20 protein-coding genes and 1 other annotated feature are annotated in these 19,113 nt (G+C 38.1%); of the genes, 14 read left to right on the top strand and 6 right to left on the bottom strand.

The window, feature by feature from the left end; genetic code table 11:
- Window positions 1-42: 42 nt before the first annotated feature.
- The 5 genes from rpmG to FGQ66_RS04235 all read left to right on the top strand — a co-directional run bounded on the left by rpmG (window position 43) and on the right by FGQ66_RS04235 (window position 3,365).
- Window positions 43-195, top strand: a complete 153-nt coding sequence (gene rpmG / locus FGQ66_RS04255) for a 50S ribosomal protein L33 (protein WP_005878997.1) — start codon at window positions 43-45, stop codon at window positions 193-195.
- Between the two features lie 18 nt (window positions 196-213).
- Window positions 214-384 (top strand): preprotein translocase subunit SecE, encoded by a 171-nt coding sequence (gene secE, locus FGQ66_RS04250; RefSeq protein ID WP_005878996.1) that lies wholly within the window; start codon window positions 214-216, stop codon window positions 382-384.
- 100 nt (window positions 385-484) lie between these two features.
- Window positions 485-1,030: a transcription termination/antitermination protein NusG gene (gene nusG, locus FGQ66_RS04245; RefSeq protein ID WP_005878994.1), complete on the top strand. Its 546-nt coding sequence runs from the start codon at window positions 485-487 to the stop codon at window positions 1,028-1,030.
- A 117-nt stretch (window positions 1,031-1,147) separates the two neighbouring features.
- Window positions 1,148-2,029 carry an alpha/beta fold hydrolase gene (locus tag FGQ66_RS04240; RefSeq protein ID WP_138301789.1) on the top strand — a complete coding sequence of 294 codons (882 nt, stop codon included), beginning with the start codon at window positions 1,148-1,150 and terminating at the stop codon, window positions 2,027-2,029.
- A gap of 235 nt (window positions 2,030-2,264) precedes the next feature.
- Window positions 2,265-3,365, top strand: coding sequence for a lactate oxidase (locus FGQ66_RS04235; protein ID WP_113846277.1), 1,101 nt, complete (start codon window positions 2,265-2,267; stop codon window positions 3,363-3,365).
- A 242-nt stretch (window positions 3,366-3,607) separates the two neighbouring features.
- Here FGQ66_RS04235 and sdaAA read toward each other — a convergent pair whose 3' ends face one another.
- Together sdaAA and sdaAB are read right to left on the bottom strand one after the other, a co-directional pair.
- A complete protein-coding gene (gene sdaAA / locus FGQ66_RS04230; RefSeq protein WP_115234719.1) occupies window positions 3,608-4,471 on the bottom strand; it encodes an L-serine ammonia-lyase, iron-sulfur-dependent, subunit alpha in 864 nt (287 codons plus the stop codon).
- Window positions 4,472-4,484: 13 nt separating this feature from the next.
- On the bottom strand, window positions 4,485-5,153 hold the full coding sequence (sdaAB, locus tag FGQ66_RS04225; protein ID WP_005878986.1) for an L-serine ammonia-lyase, iron-sulfur-dependent subunit beta: 669 nt from the start codon (window positions 5,151-5,153) through the stop codon (window positions 4,485-4,487).
- Between the two features lie 321 nt (window positions 5,154-5,474).
- Here sdaAB and rplK point away from each other — a divergent pair, with 321 nt between their 5' ends.
- From rplK to FGQ66_RS04195, 6 genes are all read left to right on the top strand, one after another.
- Entirely contained in the window at window positions 5,475-5,897 is a 423-nt protein-coding gene (gene rplK / locus FGQ66_RS04220; protein ID WP_005878984.1) for a 50S ribosomal protein L11, read from the top strand.
- A 103-nt stretch (window positions 5,898-6,000) separates the two neighbouring features.
- Window positions 6,001-6,690 (top strand): 50S ribosomal protein L1, encoded by a 690-nt coding sequence (rplA, locus tag FGQ66_RS04215; RefSeq protein WP_005878981.1) that lies wholly within the window; start codon window positions 6,001-6,003, stop codon window positions 6,688-6,690.
- A 78-nt stretch (window positions 6,691-6,768) separates the two neighbouring features.
- Window positions 6,769-6,895: a sequence feature (ribosomal protein L10 leader region), on the top strand.
- A gap of 178 nt (window positions 6,896-7,073) precedes the next feature.
- On the top strand, window positions 7,074-7,577 hold the full coding sequence (gene rplJ, locus FGQ66_RS04210) for a 50S ribosomal protein L10 (RefSeq protein ID WP_005878979.1): 504 nt from the start codon (window positions 7,074-7,076) through the stop codon (window positions 7,575-7,577).
- Window positions 7,578-7,629: 52 nt separating this feature from the next.
- Entirely contained in the window at window positions 7,630-7,998 is a 369-nt protein-coding gene (gene rplL / locus FGQ66_RS04205; RefSeq protein WP_081134063.1) for a 50S ribosomal protein L7/L12, read from the top strand.
- A gap of 193 nt (window positions 7,999-8,191) precedes the next feature.
- The gene (locus FGQ66_RS04200) at window positions 8,192-8,869 is read left to right on the top strand and encodes a TVP38/TMEM64 family protein (RefSeq protein WP_138301787.1); all 678 of its coding nucleotides are present in this window, start codon (window positions 8,192-8,194) and stop codon (window positions 8,867-8,869) included.
- Window positions 8,870-9,000: 131 nt separating this feature from the next.
- Complete coding sequence (locus tag FGQ66_RS04195; RefSeq protein WP_081134068.1) at window positions 9,001-10,197, top strand: MFS transporter; 1,197 nt, start codon at window positions 9,001-9,003, stop codon at window positions 10,195-10,197.
- Between the two features lie 99 nt (window positions 10,198-10,296).
- On the opposite strand, the gene FGQ66_RS04190 is transcribed toward FGQ66_RS04195, so the two are convergent.
- Window positions 10,297-11,829: an ABC-F family ATP-binding cassette domain-containing protein gene (locus FGQ66_RS04190; protein WP_138301785.1), complete on the bottom strand. Its 1,533-nt coding sequence runs from the start codon at window positions 11,827-11,829 to the stop codon at window positions 10,297-10,299.
- A 348-nt stretch (window positions 11,830-12,177) separates the two neighbouring features.
- Here FGQ66_RS04190 and nagB point away from each other — a divergent pair, with 348 nt between their 5' ends.
- The 3 genes from nagB to FGQ66_RS04175 all read left to right on the top strand — a co-directional run bounded on the left by nagB (window position 12,178) and on the right by FGQ66_RS04175 (window position 15,057).
- Window positions 12,178-12,879: a glucosamine-6-phosphate deaminase gene (gene nagB, locus FGQ66_RS04185; RefSeq protein ID WP_081134070.1), complete on the top strand. Its 702-nt coding sequence runs from the start codon at window positions 12,178-12,180 to the stop codon at window positions 12,877-12,879.
- Between the two features lie 130 nt (window positions 12,880-13,009).
- Window positions 13,010-13,723, top strand: a complete 714-nt coding sequence (locus FGQ66_RS04180) for an MgtC/SapB family protein (protein ID WP_113846272.1) — start codon at window positions 13,010-13,012, stop codon at window positions 13,721-13,723.
- 212 nt (window positions 13,724-13,935) lie between these two features.
- Window positions 13,936-15,057, top strand: coding sequence for an AI-2E family transporter (locus tag FGQ66_RS04175; protein WP_138301783.1), 1,122 nt, complete (start codon window positions 13,936-13,938; stop codon window positions 15,055-15,057).
- A gap of 250 nt (window positions 15,058-15,307) precedes the next feature.
- On the opposite strand, the gene nrdF is transcribed toward FGQ66_RS04175, so the two are convergent.
- The 3 genes from nrdF to nrdH all read right to left on the bottom strand — a co-directional run bounded on the left by nrdF (window position 15,308) and on the right by nrdH (window position 18,847).
- A complete protein-coding gene (gene nrdF, locus FGQ66_RS04170; RefSeq protein WP_016177897.1) occupies window positions 15,308-16,273 on the bottom strand; it encodes a class 1b ribonucleoside-diphosphate reductase subunit beta in 966 nt (321 codons plus the stop codon).
- A gap of 52 nt (window positions 16,274-16,325) precedes the next feature.
- Window positions 16,326-18,485 carry a class 1b ribonucleoside-diphosphate reductase subunit alpha gene (gene nrdE / locus FGQ66_RS04165; protein ID WP_138301781.1) on the bottom strand — a complete coding sequence of 720 codons (2,160 nt, stop codon included), beginning with the start codon at window positions 18,483-18,485 and terminating at the stop codon, window positions 16,326-16,328.
- A 137-nt stretch (window positions 18,486-18,622) separates the two neighbouring features.
- On the bottom strand, window positions 18,623-18,847 hold the full coding sequence (nrdH, locus tag FGQ66_RS04160) for a glutaredoxin-like protein NrdH (RefSeq protein ID WP_081134079.1): 225 nt from the start codon (window positions 18,845-18,847) through the stop codon (window positions 18,623-18,625).
- Between the last annotated feature and the right edge of the window lie 266 nt (window positions 18,848-19,113).

Raw genomic sequence — 19,113 nt, 5'->3', positions numbered from 1 at the left:
TAAAAGTGTATAATTTTGATTTTCAGTAAGGGGGGACAACGAATGGCAAAGAAAAAAGCAGCATTAGCTTGTTCCGTTTGCGGTTCTAGAAACTACACAAAATCAATCAGTGAAGGAAAAAGCGGCGAACGTTTGGAGATCAATAAATTTTGTAAATATTGTAATCAATACACATTACATAAAGAAACAAAATAGAACACAGGAGGATAAAGGATGAAGTTTCTAAAAAGTGTCAAAGCAGAAATGAAACAAGTAACATGGCCATCTCGTAAGCAATTACGTAAAGATACATTGGTAGTTATCGAAACGTCGATTATTTTTGGTGTGATGTTTTTCGTTATGGATACAGCAATCCAAAGTTTATTTGCTTTCTTATTAAAATAAGGCGCTAGTAAAAATCGCAAAATAGTGCTATAATCAGGTTGAAGGAAAAACTTCGGGCAACTGGGGTTTTTTTATTTTACAATGAAATGAGGAGCCCTTAATGGAATCTTTTGAAAAAAATTGGTATGTATTGCATACATACTCAGGATATGAAAACAAAGTAAAAGCAAACATCGAATCTCGTGCGCAAAGTATGAAAATGGCTGACTTTATTTTCCGTGTAGTTGTTCCAGAAGAAACTGAAACAGAAGTAAAGAACGGTAAAGAAAAAGAAATCGTTCATAAAACATTCCCAGGTTATGTATTAGTAGAAATGATCATGTCGGATGCTTCTTGGTATGTCGTTCGTAATACACCGGGTGTAACTGGATTTGTTGGTTCTCATGGTGCAGGAAGCAAACCAGCGCCACTATTGCCAGAAGAAGTGAACCATATCTTGCGTTCAATCGGTATGAGCTTACGTCAAAATGATTTAGAAATCGAAGTAGGCGAAGTAGTCAAGATCATCGAAGGTGCTTTTGCTGGACTAGAAGGTCAAGTAACAGAAGTAGATGAAGAAAAAGAAAAATTAAAAGTGAATATCGATATGTTTGGTCGTGAAACAAGTACAGAACTTGATTTTGATCAAGTAGACAAAATCGATTAATACGTTGCTAGAAGTGTTTTAAAAAAAGCATATCGCCGGAGCAACAAGTAAGACGGAAAGATTGTTACTCAACTCTTTTCGTCTTTTTTTTGTTATTCATTAGTAGGAGGACAGATCATGACAAAATGGCGTAAATTTATAATGACCAGTTTTTTGATTGGATTAGGGATGGTTTTGCTGGCTGGCTGTCAGTCTAAAGCAACCAATGAGCCAACCACTGGAACAAAGAAGGCAGAAACAACACAAACAACAGAAGAAGAAATTGAAAAAACGACTACACCTACGCTGTTTCTCCATGGCTATAGTGGAACCGTCAACTCCTTTAAAGGAATGATCCAGCGATTAGAAGATAGCGCACAAAAAGAGTTGACATTGACGGTTGATGTCAATGGTCAAGTACAGGCTGATGGAGAATTAACAAAGAAAGCGGACAATCCGATCGTCCAAGTATTATTTGCAGATAATAAAAACAATGAATGGAATCAAACTGAATGGATCAAAGCGTGTCTAACATATCTACAATCTACCTATGGCATCGATAAAGTAAATATCGTTGGTCACTCCATGGGAGGAGTCAGCGGTCTGCGTTATCTTGCTACTTATGGCCAAGATAAATCGTTACCACAAGTCCAAAAGTTTGTGGCATTAGGGGCGCCGTTTAATGAATTTGAAGAAAATAGTACCCAAAGCTTAAATGATATGCTGAAAAATGGCCCAGCTGTGACAACTAGTCGGTACCAAGATTACCAACAACTGATAGGCAATGTTCCTACAACTACCCAATTCTTGCTAGTTGGTGGACAATTGAGTGAAACGGATGCTAGTGATGGCACTGTTCCATTGAGTAGTGCCTTGGCAGTGTATGCTTTACTCAAGCAAAATGGAAATCCAGTTGAGGAAAAGGTTGTCGAAGGAGAAAATGCTGCACACAGTATGCTTCATGAAAACCAGGAAGTGGATCGACTGGTCCAACAATTTGTTTGGAACCTGAATGAATAGAATCGACTAGCATTCAAAAAAAGTACTGCTACTTGCTATTTAACTGGATTCTTTTGTTTAAAAGAGTGTAACTCAAGTGAAGCGAGCGTGGGACCAAAGTAAGAAACACTTTTGTCTCGACCTCCTTGTGAGTGACACTTTTTTATTTTAAACTCAGACCGAGTATAAATATTTGCTTACTTTTAGTAAGAGTAATATGATGAGTTTGTACTAAAAAAGAAAGAGGGATTTAGTTATGGCTTATCAGGCAAGTACAGAAGAACATTCAATTGATATCGTAAATATTGCTTCACTTGAAGGAAAAGTAAAAGAGCGCATGGAAGCTGGCGCATTTGGGTATATCCGTGGCGGTTCAGAAGATGAATGGACGATGAAAGAAAATACGACATCGTTCAATACGAAAAAAATCATGCCTCGAGTGTTGAGAGGGATCGATTCGGCTGATTTAAGTACATCGATTTTTGGGATTGATTTGAAGACGCCGATCATTCAAGCGCCATCTGCTGCGCAAGGCTTAGCACATGAAAAAGGAGAGGCGAATACAGCGAAAGGTGTTGCTGCGGCTGGTTCGATCTTTTCTATCAGCACGTATGCCAATACAACTATCCAAGATGCGGCAGCGGCAGCGCCTGGTGCGCCACAATTTTTCCAATTATATATGAGTAAAGATGACGGCTTTAATGAATTCATCTTGAACAAAGCAGTTGAAGCTGGTGCAAAGGCAATTATCTTAACCGCTGATTCGACATTAGGCGGGTATCGAGAAGAAGATATCATCAATCATTTCCAATTCCCATTACCAATGCCTAACCTTGCAGCATATAGTGAACAGAGCGCAAGTGGAAATGGTGAAGGAAAAGGGATCTCTGAAATCTATGCAGCGGCTAAGCAAGGATTGACACCAGAAGATATCAAAAAAATCAAAGATTTAACGAATCTACCTGTGATCGTAAAGGGGATCCAATCACCAGAAGATGCCGAAGTAGCAATTTCTGCCGGTGCAGATGGTATTTGGGTTTCGAATCATGGAGGACGTCAACTTGATGGTGGCCCTGCTTCTTTTGAAGTTCTGCCTAAAGTAGCAGAAGTTGTCAATAAACGTGTTCCTGTTATCTTTGATTCAGGCGTACGCCGTGGAGAACATGTCTTCAAAGCTCTAGCGAGTGGGGCGGATCTAGTTGCCATCGGTCGTCCAGTCATCTACGGCTTGAACCTAGGTGGCGCACAAGGTGTTACTTCTGTATTTGATCATTTGAATAAAGAGTTATCGATCACTATGCAATTGGCTGGTACTAGAACAGTGAACGAAATTAAAAACACTAAGTTGCTAGATTAAAAGAAGTCAAAAAAAATAGCGCGTATCGACAGAGCCGTCGATACGCGCTATTTTTTTGAGGGAACGTCTCTCCTCAATAGAGTACACCACTAACGACAAAACAGGTAAAACTAGTCGTTTTGTTGAAATTTCCGAAAAACCTGACTTTTGAACGACGGTTATTCGAGAGTCTGTAGCAAACCTGATCTTTAGATTTGTCCCACATTCGTTTTCCGCCTCTAATAAAAGAACATTTCCACGTTTTATTTTAAAATCTCTTTTGTCAGTCGTTTAGCAGTTGGAGTTGCTGCTAGACCACCTTCTGCTGTTTCTTTGAAGATAGAGGGCATTTGTCTGCCTACTTGGTACATCGCAGCGACAACTTCATCAGGCGGAATGACACTTTCGATACCGGCTAACGCCATGTCGGCAGAAATGAAAGCTTGAGAAGAACCAAGCGCATTTCTTTTGACACAGGGAACTTCAACGAGTCCTGCGACAGGGTCACAGATCAGCCCCATCATATTTTTTAAAGTAATTGCAACGGCTTGAGCGGCTTGATGCGGCGTACCATTTTTTGCACATACTAATGCAGCAGCTGCCATGGCACTGGCTGAACCAACTTCTGCTTGGCAACCACCTTCTGCACCACTGATCGAAGCATTATTTGCCATGACTAGTCCGAATGCCCCAGCAGTAAAGAGAAATTCTAACTGTTGTTCATGACTTAATTCCAAGCGCTCACGAACAGACATCAATACACCAGGTACGACTCCAGCGCTGCCGGCAGTAGGTGTTGCGCAGATCAAGCCCATTTTGGCATTGACCTCGTTCACAGCAATCGCATTACGAACGGCAGTCAGGATTGTTTCACCACTAAGAAAATCAGCTTCCTTTAAATAATCGTCTAGTTTTTTTGCATCGCCACCTGTAATGCCAGTTACAGATGTTACACCTGCTTTTCCTTCAGCAATGGATTGTTCCATCACACTTAGATTTTTTTCCATGATCGCGATGATCTGTTCGCGTGAACGTCCGCTCATTTCCATTTCAACAGCAATCATTAATTCAGCGACACTGGAGTAGTCGTTTGCTTGCTGTACGAGTTCTTCAATAGAGAAAAACATTTTTCTTCCTCCTTTAATCGAAATAATTGACACTATCGATGTTTGGCAATTGATTTAATTTTTTAACAGTATCATCTACTTGCGGGTCATCGACTTCGATGATCATGATCGCATTTTCGCCTTTAGATTCACGAGTAACCGTCATAGTCCCGATATTTGTATTCGTTTCAGAAAGGATGTTTGTGACTTTGGCGATCATTCCCGGCACATCTCGATGGACGATGATCAGGGTAGGGGTGCCCATGCTTAATGAGATCTTGAACCCATTCAATTCAGATATCTGAATATTTCCGCCACCGATAGAGATCCCAGTTACGGAAAGTTTGCGAGTCCCTTTTCTTAACAACATTTTTACAGAGTTGGGATGTTCCGCTTTTTCCGCTTTTGGAACAAATAATACTTCCATGCCTGCTTCATAAGCCAATTTCAGTGAATCTGCTAAATGTTCATCATCTGGTTCCATTCCTAATAAGCCGCCGACTAAAGCAATATCGGTACCATGCCCTCGATAAGTCTTCGCAAAAGATTCATAAAGATAAATATCGACAGAATCTGGTTGTTCGCCAAAAATACTACGGACGATTTTACCGATTCGAGCAGCACCAGCGGTATGAGAACTACTAGGACCGATCATGACAGGACCGATAATATCGAAAACACTGCGGTATTTTAATTCTTTCATTTCTTCACCTCGTTAAAATTTACAGATATATATATAGAGCTGGCACGTGTCAGCATTTCTTCTTGGCGCTAGTTTAGCACAAATGGTAAACAAATAGGGAAGGTTCTTCACGTTTTAAGGAGAAAATTATCGATTTCTTCCATAGAATGTAAATTTATAAGAAAAAAATCTTGAAAAAAAGAATATATTTGCTATACTGTATCAGTGTGCATTGTCGTGCGCACTATTTTGTCTGATAATCAGATGATTATGAGAGAAAACGTGGGAGGAGAAATATGCATCTCCAATTAACCACATCACGGACTTAAGGAGGTATGTCTCGTGGCAAAGAAAGTAGAAAAAATCGTTAAATTGCAAATTCCTGCAGGTAAAGCAACTCCAGCTCCACCAGTAGGTCCTGCACTAGGTCAAGCGGGTGTCAATATCATGGGATTCACAAAAGAATTCAATGCTCGTACAGCTGATCAAGCAGGTTTGATTATTCCGGTTGTTATTTCTGTATACGAAGACCGTTCATTCACATTCGTTACAAAAACACCACCAGCTGCAGTATTGTTGAAAAAAGCAGCAAATATTGAAAAAGGTTCAGGCGAACCAAACAAAAACAAAGTTGCTAAAGTTTCTAGCGATCAAATCAAAGAAATCGCTGAATTAAAAATGGAAGACCTAAACGCAGCGAACGTTGAAGCAGCAATGCGCATGGTTGAAGGAACTGCACGAAGCATGGGGATCACTGTAGAATAATCTCTACACCCTAAGAAAGTAGCTTCTCAGTTGGCTCTGTATTGAAAGATATAGAACACGTGGGAGGTACAACCGTTATAACCACAATCAAGGAGGAACCAAAATGGCTAAAAAGAGCAAAAAAATGCAAGATGCATTAAAAAAAGTTGATTCAAGTAAAGTTTATCCTGTTGCTGAAGCAGTAGCATTAGCAAAAGAAACAAACATTGCAAAATTCGACGCTACAGTTGAAGTTGCATACCGTTTGAACGTAGACCCTAAAAAAGCAGACCAACAAATTCGTGGTGCAGTAGTATTACCTAACGGAACTGGTAAAACACAAACTGTTTTAGTATTTGCTAAAGGCGACAAAGCAAAAGAAGCTGAAGCAGCTGGTGCAGACTTCGTAGGTGACGACGACATGGTTCAAAAAATCCAAAATGGATGGTTTGACTTTGACGTAGTTGTTGCTACACCTGACATGATGGCTACTGTTGGTCGTTTAGGACGTGTTTTAGGACCTAAAGGCTTAATGCCAAACCCTAAAACTGGTACTGTAACTATGGATGTTACAAAAGCAGTGAACGAAGTAAAAGCAGGTAAAGTAACTTACCGTGTGGACAAAGCTGGAAACGTCCATGTTCCAATCGGTAAAGTATCATTTGATAACGAAAAACTTGTTGAAAACTTTACAACAATTCATGATGTATTAGTGAAAGCTAAACCATCAGCAGCTAAAGGTCAATACATGAAAAATATCACTGTTACAACAACATTTGGACCTGGTATCCATGTAGACCAAGCTTCTTTCTAATTTAAATTAGAACGTTGATTGATCCAACTGAAAAAATAATTCTTGACTCAACTAGTTTAGCATGCTAAGCTAGTTGAGGTTAATAATTAACTTGTACCGAAGACAGTAGGTGGCATTCGCCTTAATTTCCTACCGAGGACGTTTATTGAATACTTTCAATAGTCCCTCTATGTCTGCGGTGGCATAGAGTTTTTTATTGTGAATCACTAAGAACGAAGTGAATAGATGATGAACAATACTTGGCGAACAGAGTGAGCGAAGTCTCCTCTCAGGCGAAGCATGTTGAATCACTAAGAACGAAGTGGATGGTTGATACACAATACTTGGTGAATAACTAAGTGTAAAGAACTCTTCCATCAAAATTCAGGAGGTGAAACTCAAAAATGAGTGAAGCAATTATCGCAAAAAAAGCAGCAATCGTTGATGAAGTAAGTGAAAAATTTACAGCAGCAGCATCTGTAGTCGTTGTTGACTACCGTGGTCTAACTGTTGATGAAGTGACTCGTTTACGTAAACAACTTCGTGATGCAAACGTAGAAATGAAAGTTATCAAAAACTCAATTCTTTCTCGTGCTGCAAAAAAAGCTGGATTAGAAGGCTTGGACGAAGTATTCACTGGCCCTACAGCCGTTGCATTTAGTAACGAAGATGTAGTTGCACCAGCGAAAATCATGGACGAATTTGCTAAAGAAGCAAAAGCATTAGAAATCAAAGGCGGTATCATCGAAGGTAAAGTATCTTCATTGGAAGAAATCACAGCATTGGCAAAATTGCCAAACCGCGAAGGACTTCTATCTATGTTGCTATCTGTACTACAAGCGCCAGTCCGCAACGTGGCTTACGCTGTCAAAGCAGTGGCAGAAAAAGAAGATGGAGATGCAGCTTAATTGCCGCATAGCATAAATAAAAATATTAACATCTAAAACGGAGGAAATTATAATGGCATTGAACATTGAAAACATCGTTGCTGAGTTAAAAGAAGCAACTATCCTAGAACTTAACGACCTAGTTAAAGCTATTGAAGAAGAATTTGGCGTATCTGCTGCTGCTCCTGTAGCTGCAGTTGCTGCTGGTGGCGCTGCTGCTGCTGAAGAACAAACAGAATTCACTGTTGAATTAACAGCAACTGGCGACCAAAAAGTTAAAGTTATCAAAGCAGTTCGTGAAGCAACTGGCTTAGGCTTGAAAGAAGCTAAAGCTGTAGTTGACGGAGCTCCTGCACCAGTTAAAGAAGGCGTGTCAAAAGACGAAGCTGAAGAATTAAAAGCTAAACTTGAAGAAGTTGGCGCAACTGTAACAGTTAAATAATCACTCTTGATTATTACGAGCTAGAATCCTTACTATGAGGGTTCTAGCTTTTTTTGTTTGGCTTTAGGATAAAAGGACAGAAACCAAATTCCAAGAAATAAACAAGGACTCGCTGATTCAATCTTTAGGTTGGCTAGTTCTTTTTATATGTATGGTACACTAATACATAATCAGTGTTTTGGTAGGTGGAAAAATGAAAAGTAAAAAATTACAGAGAGTATTGATTGCGCTGGGCATTTTGCTGATCCTTTTTTTAGGGTACCACTTGTATTTGGAATACCAATCAGATATCCATTTGTTAATTGATCCTAAAGCAAATGAACAGCAATTGTTGCATAGTGTACGCTCCCATGGTCTTTCTGCGGCAGTGATCCTGATTTTGTTGATGGGGATCATGTGTGCTATTCCAGGAGTACCTACTGCAGTCATCGGAGTGATTGTAGGGTTAAGCTATGGTCCTTTTCTTGGTGCATTGATCAATATTGTAGGGAATGCTTCTGGGAATATTTTAGCGATTTCTCTTATGCAACATTTGAAATTAGTGGACCATTCTAAAAAATCAAATCGTTGGGTCAAAGCGATTCGTAACATGAAACACCCAAAAATCGGGATCATGGTGGGATACATGGTGCCGATCATTCCTTCATCAGTGATCAACTTTGCAACAACGACGTTGAATTTACAAGTTCGAGAAATTTTGATGTCGATCATTATTGGAGTGATCCCATCTTCTGTTTTGTATGCGTGTGGAGGAGAGGCTTTATTCCATGGATATAGCAAAACAGCATTGCTCTTGATTGCAAGTGTGTTGATTTTGACTTTGTTGATTGTAGTTATCTATAAAGACCATAGAAAAAAACAAGTAGAATGAATTTTTTTCTTGTATAAAGATTTCAATAACGAATGTTTGTCTTGTATCGATAAAAGATTGGTTGTGCTAGACTTTCCTGTTTCCTATTTTTTAAAGAAGTTGTAAACTAATAAAGGAAATGGGGGAAATAAATGGAAAAAAACGAACAAACACCGTTAACACGCTCGCTGATCTTACTTTTGTCGATCACATGCGGCGTAGTTGTAGCGAATATGTATTATATCCAACCGATTGGAACGAAAGTAGCGACTAGTCTGTCCGTCAGTACGAGTGCCGTCGGAATCTTGACGATGTTGACTCAACTTGGTTATGCACTAGGATTATTATTTTTAGTTCCGTTAGGTGATGTTGTTGATCGGCCTAAATTGATTATTCGGATGGCAGCATTATCAGCAATTTCATTATTAGCAGCCTTTTTTGCGCCATCATTCACGTTGTTTGCTTGTGCGTCATTCTTGATTGGTTTATTATCTATCGTACCGCAAATCATTATTCCGTATGGAGCGGTTCTAGCTGGGCCAAAAGCAAGAGGAAAAGTGATGGGGACATTACTGAGTGGTCTCTTAGTGGGGATCTTGCTTTCTCGAACTGTTTCGGGGATCGTAGCGAGTCTTTTCTCATGGCGGATGATTTACTTATTTGCATTAGTCTTGGTTGCTGTTTTAACAGGACTGTTATATTGGAAAATGCCAAGAACGACCGTAGCAACGACGAAAACAGTTTCTTATGTGGACTCTTTAAAAAGCTTGCCACATTTAGTAAGAACACAACGATTGCTACGAGAAGCAGCTATCAGCGGTTTCTTTATGTTTGGGACATTTTCGATTTTTTGGTCAACATTGATTTTTTATATCAGTAGTCCGGCGTATCATTGGGGAACTTTTGAAGCTGGGATCTTAGCTATATTTGGCTTATCTGGGGCTGTAGCAGCACCAATTGTTGGGCGACTAGCAGATTCCTATTCAGAACGCAAGATCGTAGGTATGGGCTTGGCTATGCAAACGATCAGTTTCATTGCTTTATTTACTGCAGGTGATTATTTGGTTGTATTATTGTTAGCAATCATCTTGTTAGATGTTGGGAACCAATTTGGACAAGTGGCGAACCAAACGAGAGTACAAGGTTTGGGAGAGGCAGCAAGTAATCGTAACAATACTATTTTTATGTTTATGTACTTTATTGGTGGAGCAGCTGGTTCATTGCTTGGTACTACCATGTGGCAACAATATGGTTGGACAGGCGTAACACTGGCTGGAATTGCTTTCCAATTATGTGCTTTTTTCTTCCAATATGTTGTTTTTAGGGAAAAAACGCATCAAGTATCCTAGCATTGATGAACGAACGCATTTTTCAAAAATAAGTTAGAGGCTAAGACAAAATCGTACAATTTTGTCCTAGCCTCTTGTTTAACTAGTTAACATAGTTTGTTATAATCCTTCGATCTCAATGACTCGATCTGCTAGATCTTGGTAAAATTCTTGTTCATGGGAAACAATGATGACAGTACCAGGGAATTTTTGGATACCCTTTTGCAAACTATCCTTCGTTTCATGGTCGATATGATTTGTCGGTTCATCAAGAATCAATAAGTTTCCTTGATTCATCGTCAATTGAGCAAGCTTGACTTTTGTTTGCTCACCACCACTGAGGGTCGATAACGGTTCACTGGCTAATTGATTGACAAGCCCTGATTTAGCTAATTGGCGTCGTAACTCCTTGATCGTTGCCTTCGGAAATTGGGCACTTAAATATTGTAAAGGAGTCTCTAAAGGTTTTTCCCAATGGAGATCTTGTGAAAAATAATTGATTTTCGTATTATCAGGAAAATGATAGTCACCATCTAACTGTGTGATTTCTCCAATCAATGTTTTTAGAAGCGTGGATTTACCGATCCCGTTAAATCCTCGGATAGCTACTGTTTCACCAAAACGGATCGTCAGATTGATCGGCGCCAGTAAAGGACGTTCATAACCGATAACTAAATCAGTTGTTTCAACAGCAAGAGTAGTCACGATCGGTGCAAATGGGAAATCAAAAATCGCTTTAGCTGCGGAAGCAGGTGGTGTCAAGCGTTCGATTTTATCTAGCTGTTTCTGGCGACTCTTCGCCATCGTAGAACGTGAACCAGCTTTATATTTGCGGATATAAGCTTCTGTTTTCTCGATCTGCTTTTGCTGTGCATGGAATTGACGCAAATAGCTTTCACGATTTTGTTCTTTTTGTTTCAATGCCTGCTTTAGATGTCCCGTATATTTTGTGATTTTACCAAATTCGATATCTGCGATGTGGGTAGTGATCTTGTCTAGAAATTCTTGGTCATGTGAGATGACAATATATGTTCCTTCAAATTCTTGGAGAAACTGTGTCAGCCATTGGATATGCTGGTCGTCTAGATGGTTGGTTGGTTCATCTAGAATTAAGACATCTGGGGTCTCCAACAATAATTTTGCCAAGATGACTTTCGAGCGTTGTCCGCCACTAAGATTTTTTAGAGGGGTATCTAGACCTAGGACATCGATCCCTAAGCCACTGCTCATCTCTGCTACCAAAGTATCGATTTGATAAAAAACACCCTGATCTAGTTCTGTTTGTAACTTTCCTGCTTTTTCAAGGAGACTATCATCGAAATTCTCACCATATTCTTGATATAGTTCAGCTATTTTTGCCTCTTTTTCAAATTCCTTTGAATAAGCTGTTTTTAGAAATTCTTCGATCGTTAAGGTTTCATCTACCTCTACATATTGATCTAAATAGCCGGGGTGGATATTTTTTTGCCAATGGATCTGACCATCATCAGGCAATATCTCGCCAGTGATGATTTTGATCAAGGTACTTTTACCAGCACCATTTTGTCCAATCAAGCCTAGGTGTTCGCCGGCATTGACTTGTAGCTGAACATTTTCATATAAAATTTTATCCCCAAATTGCTGGGTAATATTTGTTAAAGTTAAAATACTCATTGTGATTTCCTTTCTAACGATGAGGAAGACACTTTAAAACTCAATTTCAAGGGAAATAGTTAAAATGATTTGGGAAATATTTCTCGTATTTTCTCTAAAAAGAGTAAGGTAAAAGAGGATGGGACAGAAAAAAGCTCTGTAGATTCATACTTTTGGCCTAGCCTCTTGTAAAATAGTTGAATAAAATGCAACCAGTCTAAAAAACATCGTATCTAATGCAACGTAACACGGACAGGAAGGGATTGTCAAGAAAATACAAAAAGTACGATATTTGGTCTATACTAATGTTGTAAAAAAGAAAAAAGGATGCTATAATTGGGCTATACCAAAAACAAAGGAGTAGTCGTTATGGAAATCATTCGTGTGAAAAACGCTGAAGAAGGCGGAAAAAAAGCTTTTGAAATTATCAAAAAAGGTATGGATAATGGTGCTACGGTTTTAGGACTTGCGACAGGAAGTACGCCAATCACATTATATAAAGAAATGACTTCAAGCGATCTAGATTTCAGTAACATGACTTCTGTAAACTTGGATGAATATGTTGGACTAGGTGGAGACGATGACCAAAGCTACCGTCACTTTATGAATGTCCAATTGTTTGATAAAAAACCATTTAAAGAAACTTTCGTTCCAAATGGAAAAGCGGACGATCTTGAAGCAGCTTGCAAAGAGTATGATGAAGTGATCGAAAAACATCCGATCGATATCCAAATCTTAGGTATCGGCCAAAATGGTCACATCGGTTTCAACGAACCAGGCGCACCATTTGATGGGAAAACATCCGTAGTTGATTTAACTGAATCAACGATCAATGCCAATAAACGTTTCTTTGAAAAAGCAGAGGATGTTCCGACTAAAGCTGTATCAATGGGTGTAGGTTCAATTCTTAAAGGAAAAGAAATTGTTTTACTTGCATATGGCGAAAACAAAGCAGATGCAATCAAAGGAATGATCGATGGACCTGTAACAACAGATATGCCAGCTAGTGCATTACAAAATCACGACAATGTTATCGTTATTATCGATGATGCTGCTGGAAGCAAATTATAAGCAAACTTTTCAAAAACTAAAAAAGAGGGTGTGGCAAACGTCTTGTCACGCACTCTTTTTTTCTACCAGAAATCAGTCTTTTTTTGTTTCCATCTTTTAAACATGATATATTGAAGTAGAGGGTGTTGAAATGAATGATATGATATTAACTATTCCAGAAATCGTTCTTAGATTGGGGATTGCATTACTATTTGGTGGAGCAATCGGATTTGAACGACAGTACAAAAATAGACCGGCAGGCATGCGTACGCACATTTTAGTTTGTATTGGCGCGTGTATCATCGCACTGATCCAAGTGGAAATCGCTAGTAAAGCAATGCGTGATGCGTTAGAATATCCGGAATTAGTTGGAACGATCCGGTCAGATGAAGCACGTCTGATTGCTCAAGTAGTCAGTGGTGTCGGATTTTTAGGTGCAGGAACGATCATCGTCACTAAGCAGTCTGTTACAGGTTTAACGACCGCAGCGTCTTTATGGGCAATTGCAGGGGTAGGCATTGCGATCGGTATGGGGTTTTATGCGATTGCTATTATTAGTTTTATTGGAATTGTGCTTGCATTGACGGTCGTCAAAAAAATTATCCATGTCCCAACGACTAAAAAGTTGGAGATCCAATTTATCCACCGGAAAGAAACAAAAGATTTTCTGGCAGATTATTTTGAAAAACGCGATATTATTATCGAAGATGTGAATTTTGACGTGAAATTTGTAGAGGATTATCGAGTATATAAAAATATTTATACGATAAATTTACCTAAAAACATGACCTACGCAGAAGTGATTGAAGAATTATCGATTTATAAAAATATCACAAAACTTCATTTGGTGAGCATTGCTCAGTAAAATTCATTCTGTATCAACTAAATAAAAAAAGGACAAAACAAAAGCATGGGGCTTCAAAAATCATTCATTTTTTGAGGGTCTTAGAGCTGAATGTTTTGTCCTTTTTATTGATTGTAATGATTGAATAAGGGAAAAGTTAAAATTTCTCATAAAATAGCGCTTTAATTTAATGGGAATGATAGAATAGACTTATCAAAAGTTGGAGGAGATGTATGTATTCAAAATTTAAAGAATCAAAATTATTATTCTGGACTGTTGAACTGGTATTGACGATTATCGGTGTCTTTTTTATTATCCAGATGCCGAATGTCTTTAGTCCAGTTTTAAAAATGATTTCAGCAATTGTCTTGCCTTTATTAATTGCTGGCTTCTTTTACTATATGTTTAATCCGGTAGTTTCATTTTTGGAAAAACATCGGATACCAAGAGTATACGGGTATATCTTGGTATTAGTTGTAGTGATCGTGGTTACAGTATTAGCAATCATGAATGTGATTCCTCAATTGGTCGAACAAACGATTCAATTAACACGAAGCTTACCAACCTACGCCGAAGAAACGAGTAAATGGCTGAATGAAGTGGCACAAAGAGAAGAATTTAAAAATTTCAATCTGGAGGAACAGTTAGCTTCTGCAAACTTATCCCTTAGCAATCTCTTCAATATCGCATTGGTGAGTTTGACAAGCAGTGTATCAAAGATCATTTCTTTCATGCTCCAGTTTTTTATTCTATTATTTACAGTGCCATTCATTTTATTGTTCATGTTCAAAGATGGACATAAGTTTATTGATGCACTTTCAAAATTTTTCCCACAAAATATACGTGGTGAGTTGCGGCAAACTGTGAGAGAACTGAATGATACTTTATCGGCCTATATCAGTAGTACGATCGTGGATGCAGTGATCATCGGTGTATTGAGTTTTATAGCAATGACGATTTTTAATCAGCCGTATAGTTTGTTACTCGCTGTATGTTGTGGGATCACGAATATCATACCTTACGTGGGACCGTTCATTGGCGCGGTTCCTGCAGTGATCGTTGGCTTATTTGTTTCACCATTTCAAGCGCTTTATATGGCACTTTCTATACTGGTCATCCAACAGTTGGACGGGAACGTCATCAAACCGTTATTATTTGGAAAGTCGATGAATATCCATCCATTAACCATCATTTTAGTTTTGATAGGAGCCGGAAGTGTGGCTGGAATCATGGGGATGCTGATTTGTATCCCAGTTTATGCGGTCATCAAGACATTGATATTGAATATCCGAAAAATCTATCTATTAAAAAAATTTGAACACACTACAGAGAGCGATCGATTGATCAACGAATAATAGAAACACTACCATATAACATAAAATTAGAAAAAAGCATCTTTAGAAGTCGTCATGACTTTTGGAGATGCTTTTTCTGTTCTTAAAATGTATGAAACTAACAGTGGATTGGTACCTTTTGAGAACCTCGGTTTCTGACTTCTAGGAATATGCTCTAAAAAAACAACTCCATAATAAAAAAAAGCGTGGGACAAAAGTAAGAAACACTTCTGTCCCAGCCTATTTCACTCAAACCGAATCACTTTACAGTCTAGTCTAATCCAATCAAATAGTCATCGTCTTTCATGGCTTCAACATGACCAAGTAAGTAGCCGTTACCGACTTGAGAGAAGAAGTCATGGTTGCTTGTTCCTGTGGAAATCCCATTCATGACGATTGGGTTTACATCGTTTGCTGTATCTGGGAAGAGTGGGTCCATCCCTAGATTCATCAAAGCTTTATTTGCGTTGTAGCGCAAGAAAGTTTTTACTTCTTCTGTCCAACCGATGGGATCGTACAATTCTTCCGTATAACGTTCTTCATTTTCATATAATTCATACAACAAATTATACATCCAATCTTTTAATTGCTCCTGTTCTTCTTCAGGAAGTTCATTATAGCCTAGCTGAAATTTGTACCCAATGTAGGTACCATGCACAGATTCATCGCGAATGATCAATTTGATGATTTCAGCGACATTCGCCAATTTATTATTTCCTAAATAGTAAAGTGGTGTGTAGAAACCAGAATAGAATAAGAATGTTTCTAAAAACACACTGGCAATTTTCTTTTCTAAAGGTGTGCCATGCTTATAAATTTCGTTGATACGCTCTGCTTTTTTCTGCAGATAAGGATTTGTATTCGTCCATTCAAAAATTTCTTCGATTTCTTTTTTTGTATTCAGTGTACTGAAGATAGAAGAATAGCTTTTTGCGTGAACGGATTCCATGAATTGGATGTTGTTCAATACCGCTTCTTCATGAGGGGTACGAACATCCTTGCGCAATTGATCCATTCCGCTTTCTGATTGAACGGTATCTAGTAATGTCAATCCACCAAAAACATGACCAACAGTGTCTTTTTCTAATTGAGAAAGGGTACGCCAATCATCTAAGTCATTAGATAAAGGAATACGTGTGTCTAACCAAAATTGCTCAGTCAATTTTTCCCACGTAGATTTATCGATGACATCTTCAATTTCATTCCAGTTTATTGCTTCATAATAAGTTTCTGACATGAGTGATGCTCCTTTATTTGAAATACAGTCCTAAATATTCTTGATTACCCAATTAGATGACACAGCTTTCACATTGGTTGCTGCCGATTTCTTCTGCATCGTCTGTGAAGGTACGTACGTAATAAATTGATTTTACACCTTTATGGAAAGCATAGTGTCTTAAAATATTTAGATCACGCGTCGTTTGTTTGGTTGTTGTTTTCCATTCATAAAGCCCTTCTGGAATTTCAGAACGCATGAATAAAGTTAAACTCATTCCTTGGTCGACATGCTTTTGTGCAGTGGCGTAGATATCGATCACTTTTCGCATATCCATATCATAAGCAGAAGTATAATATGGAATTGTTTCGTTTGAAAGATAAGGTGCTGGATAATAGATTTTACCGATTTTCTTTTCTTGGCGTTCTTCGATCATACGAGTGATCGGATGGATACTTGCACTTGTATCGTTGATATAAGAAATTGATCCATTTGGTGCAACAGCCAAGCGGTTTTGATGATACAATCCATCTTTCATGATTGCTTGTTTCAAGTTTTCCCAGTCTTCAGCACTTGGGATAAAGATGCCAGCAAATAATTGTTTCACTTTTTCTGATTTTGGTTGGAACTCTCCAGTAACATATTTATCAAAATAAGTACCGTCTGCATAAGCTGATTTTTCAAAATTATGAAATACTTGTTTTCGTTCACGAGCAATCGCGTTGCTTTCTACAAGTGTCCAATAGTTTAGTAACATGAAATAAATATTTGTGAAGTCCAATGAATCTTCAGAGCCATATTCCATTTGTTCTTTGGCGAAAAATGTGTGTAAGCCCATTGCGCCTAACCCGATCGTATGGTTCAATTTGTTTCCATGTTGGATTGGTGGAACAACGTCGATATCTGAGGCATCTGTGATATAAGTCAATGCACGAGTCATTGTACGGACTGAATGGCCAAAATCTGGGCTATCCATCAAGTTGACGATATTTGTTGAACCTAAGTTACATGAAATATCTGTTCCCAATACTTCATATTCTTGTTTTCCATTGATAACAGAAGGTGTTTGTACTTGTAAAATCTCAGAGCATAAGTTGCTCATGATGATTTTTCCATCTATTGGATTTTCACGATTGGCTGTATCGATATTGATAATATAAGGATAGCCAGATTCTTGTTGTAATTTTGAAATTTCATTTTCAAGATCGCGTGCTTTGATTTTTTGTTTACGGATATTAGGATTAGCGACCAAGTTATCGTATTCAGCAGTGATGTCGACATAAGAAAATGGGACACCGTATTCTTTTTCAACGCTATAGGGACTGAACAGATACATGTCTTCATTTTTACGTGCTAATTCGTAAAATTTATCAGGCACGATGACACCAAGAGAAAGTGTTTTAACACGGATTTTTTCATCTGCATTTTCTTTTTTTGCTGAAAGAAAGGCAATGATATCCGGATGGAAAACATTCAAATAAACCACGCCAGCTCCTTGACGCTGACCTAACTGATTTGAATAACTGAAACTATCTTCATAAAGTTTCATCACTGGAACAACCCCACTAGCAGCTCCTTCATATCCTTTGATTGGTGCACCTGCTTCACGCAAATTAGAAAGTGTGATACCTACACCTCCACCAATACGAGACAGTTGTAGAGCTGAGTTGATGGAACGACCAATCGAATTCATATCATCTGTCACTTGTGTCAAGAAACAGGAAACTAATTCACCACGTCGCTTGCGCCCAGCATTCAAGAATGAAGGTGTAGCTGGTTGATAGCGTTGGTGGATCATTTCATCAGCTAAAGAAAGAGCAAGGTCTTCGTCACCATTTGCAAAATAAAGAGCATTGAAAGCTACACGATCTTCATAAGATTCTAAATATGCAGAACCATCATTTGTTTTTAATGCATACTGTGAATAAAATTTATAAGCAGCCATAAATGATTTAAATGTAAAATGTTGTTTGTCTAAAAATTGATATAGCGTTTCAATAAATTCAGGGGAATAAAGCTGAATAAATTCTGATTCCAAGTAATCATGAGTGATTAAATAATTGATTTTATCCATTGCTGTAGCAAAAGTCATTGTATTTGGTTTAACATTTTCCTCAAAAAATGCAGTCAATGCTTCTTTATCCTTATTTAAAGGGATCTGACCATTCACAGGTCGATTGATCTCATTGTTTAACTTAAAATAGCTGACATCTTTTAATTGTTTAAGACTCATAAATACGCCCAACCTTCATTTCTTATTTTGGTAAATTCTTTCTTTTGATGCTGTAAAAAAGGATTTGGGGGATGTTCGGGCAAAGAGTCCTCACTTCCATCAAATCCGATTAGAGATACATTCCAATTGACAGTTCATTAGCTAGCAAGTTTGCGTAATTGATCTGGACGGAAACCAATCACTGTTTCAACGTCTGAAGTGATCACAGGTACACTTTGAAAGCCTTGTGCTTTTAACCAATCGATGGCTTCAGGTTGTTCATCGATATTGACTTCCTCAAAATCGATTTGGTTGTCCGCTAAAAAGCGTTTGACCATCTTACATTGCATACAATTGTTTTTTGAAAATATTTTTACGTTCATTTTTGTTTTCCTCCTGACTCTGCTGTTTATCTATAATGAATAGTATAAAACTATTAGTAAAAAAGTCAAACGACAGACACTACATATTGTGTTGTGGAAACTGTGGAATACTATGTTTTGTGGTTTTTGAAAAACAGCTGAAAACAAGCGTTAAGTGAAAAAAAGCTTGTTTTAGTACAGCAAATACTGTGGAAAACTTGGGAAAAAGTTTTTTTTTACACACAAAAATCAAAAGAAATGAAAATACGCTCAAAAAATCACAAGTA

The organism is Enterococcus sp. BSD2780061688st2 D3, assembly GCF_005844145.1.
Classification (GTDB): domain Bacteria; phylum Bacillota; class Bacilli; order Lactobacillales; family Enterococcaceae; genus Enterococcus_B; species Enterococcus_B durans.
Note: the sequence above shows the minus strand (reverse complement) of the source record. Positions and strands in the feature narration are given on the sequence as shown.

Excerpts from the sequence above, each read along its gene's own strand:
- FGQ66_RS04195 (WP_081134068.1), top strand. The coding sequence starts at position 9,001 with ATGGAAAAAAACGAACAAACACCGTTAACACGCTCGCTGATCTTACTT.
- nusG (WP_005878994.1), top strand. The coding sequence starts at position 485 with ATGGAATCTTTTGAAAAAAATTGGTATGTATTGCATACATACTCAGGA.
- secE (WP_005878996.1), top strand. The coding sequence starts at position 214 with ATGAAGTTTCTAAAAAGTGTCAAAGCAGAAATGAAACAAGTAACATGG.
- sdaAB (WP_005878986.1), bottom strand. The coding sequence starts at position 5,153 with ATGAAAGAATTAAAATACCGCAGTGTTTTCGATATTATCGGTCCTGTC.
- sdaAA (WP_115234719.1), bottom strand. The coding sequence starts at position 4,471 with ATGTTTTTCTCTATTGAAGAACTCGTACAGCAAGCAAACGACTACTCC.
- FGQ66_RS04190 (WP_138301785.1), bottom strand. The coding sequence starts at position 11,829 with ATGAGTATTTTAACTTTAACAAATATTACCCAGCAATTTGGGGATAAA.
- FGQ66_RS04180 (WP_113846272.1), top strand. The coding sequence starts at position 13,010 with ATGAATGATATGATATTAACTATTCCAGAAATCGTTCTTAGATTGGGG.
- rplJ (WP_005878979.1), top strand. The coding sequence starts at position 7,074 with ATGAGTGAAGCAATTATCGCAAAAAAAGCAGCAATCGTTGATGAAGTA.
- FGQ66_RS04240 (WP_138301789.1), top strand. The coding sequence starts at position 1,148 with ATGACAAAATGGCGTAAATTTATAATGACCAGTTTTTTGATTGGATTA.
- rpmG (WP_005878997.1), top strand. The coding sequence starts at position 43 with ATGGCAAAGAAAAAAGCAGCATTAGCTTGTTCCGTTTGCGGTTCTAGA.
- FGQ66_RS04235 (WP_113846277.1), top strand. The coding sequence starts at position 2,265 with ATGGCTTATCAGGCAAGTACAGAAGAACATTCAATTGATATCGTAAAT.
- nrdF (WP_016177897.1), bottom strand. The coding sequence starts at position 16,273 with ATGTCAGAAACTTATTATGAAGCAATAAACTGGAATGAAATTGAAGAT.
- nagB (WP_081134070.1), top strand. The coding sequence starts at position 12,178 with ATGGAAATCATTCGTGTGAAAAACGCTGAAGAAGGCGGAAAAAAAGCT.
- FGQ66_RS04200 (WP_138301787.1), top strand. The coding sequence starts at position 8,192 with ATGAAAAGTAAAAAATTACAGAGAGTATTGATTGCGCTGGGCATTTTG.
- rplA (WP_005878981.1), top strand. The coding sequence starts at position 6,001 with ATGGCTAAAAAGAGCAAAAAAATGCAAGATGCATTAAAAAAAGTTGAT.
- FGQ66_RS04175 (WP_138301783.1), top strand. The coding sequence starts at position 13,936 with ATGTATTCAAAATTTAAAGAATCAAAATTATTATTCTGGACTGTTGAA.
- nrdH (WP_081134079.1), bottom strand. The coding sequence starts at position 18,847 with ATGAACGTAAAAATATTTTCAAAAAACAATTGTATGCAATGTAAGATG.
- rplL (WP_081134063.1), top strand. The coding sequence starts at position 7,630 with ATGGCATTGAACATTGAAAACATCGTTGCTGAGTTAAAAGAAGCAACT.
- nrdE (WP_138301781.1), bottom strand. The coding sequence starts at position 18,485 with ATGAGTCTTAAACAATTAAAAGATGTCAGCTATTTTAAGTTAAACAAT.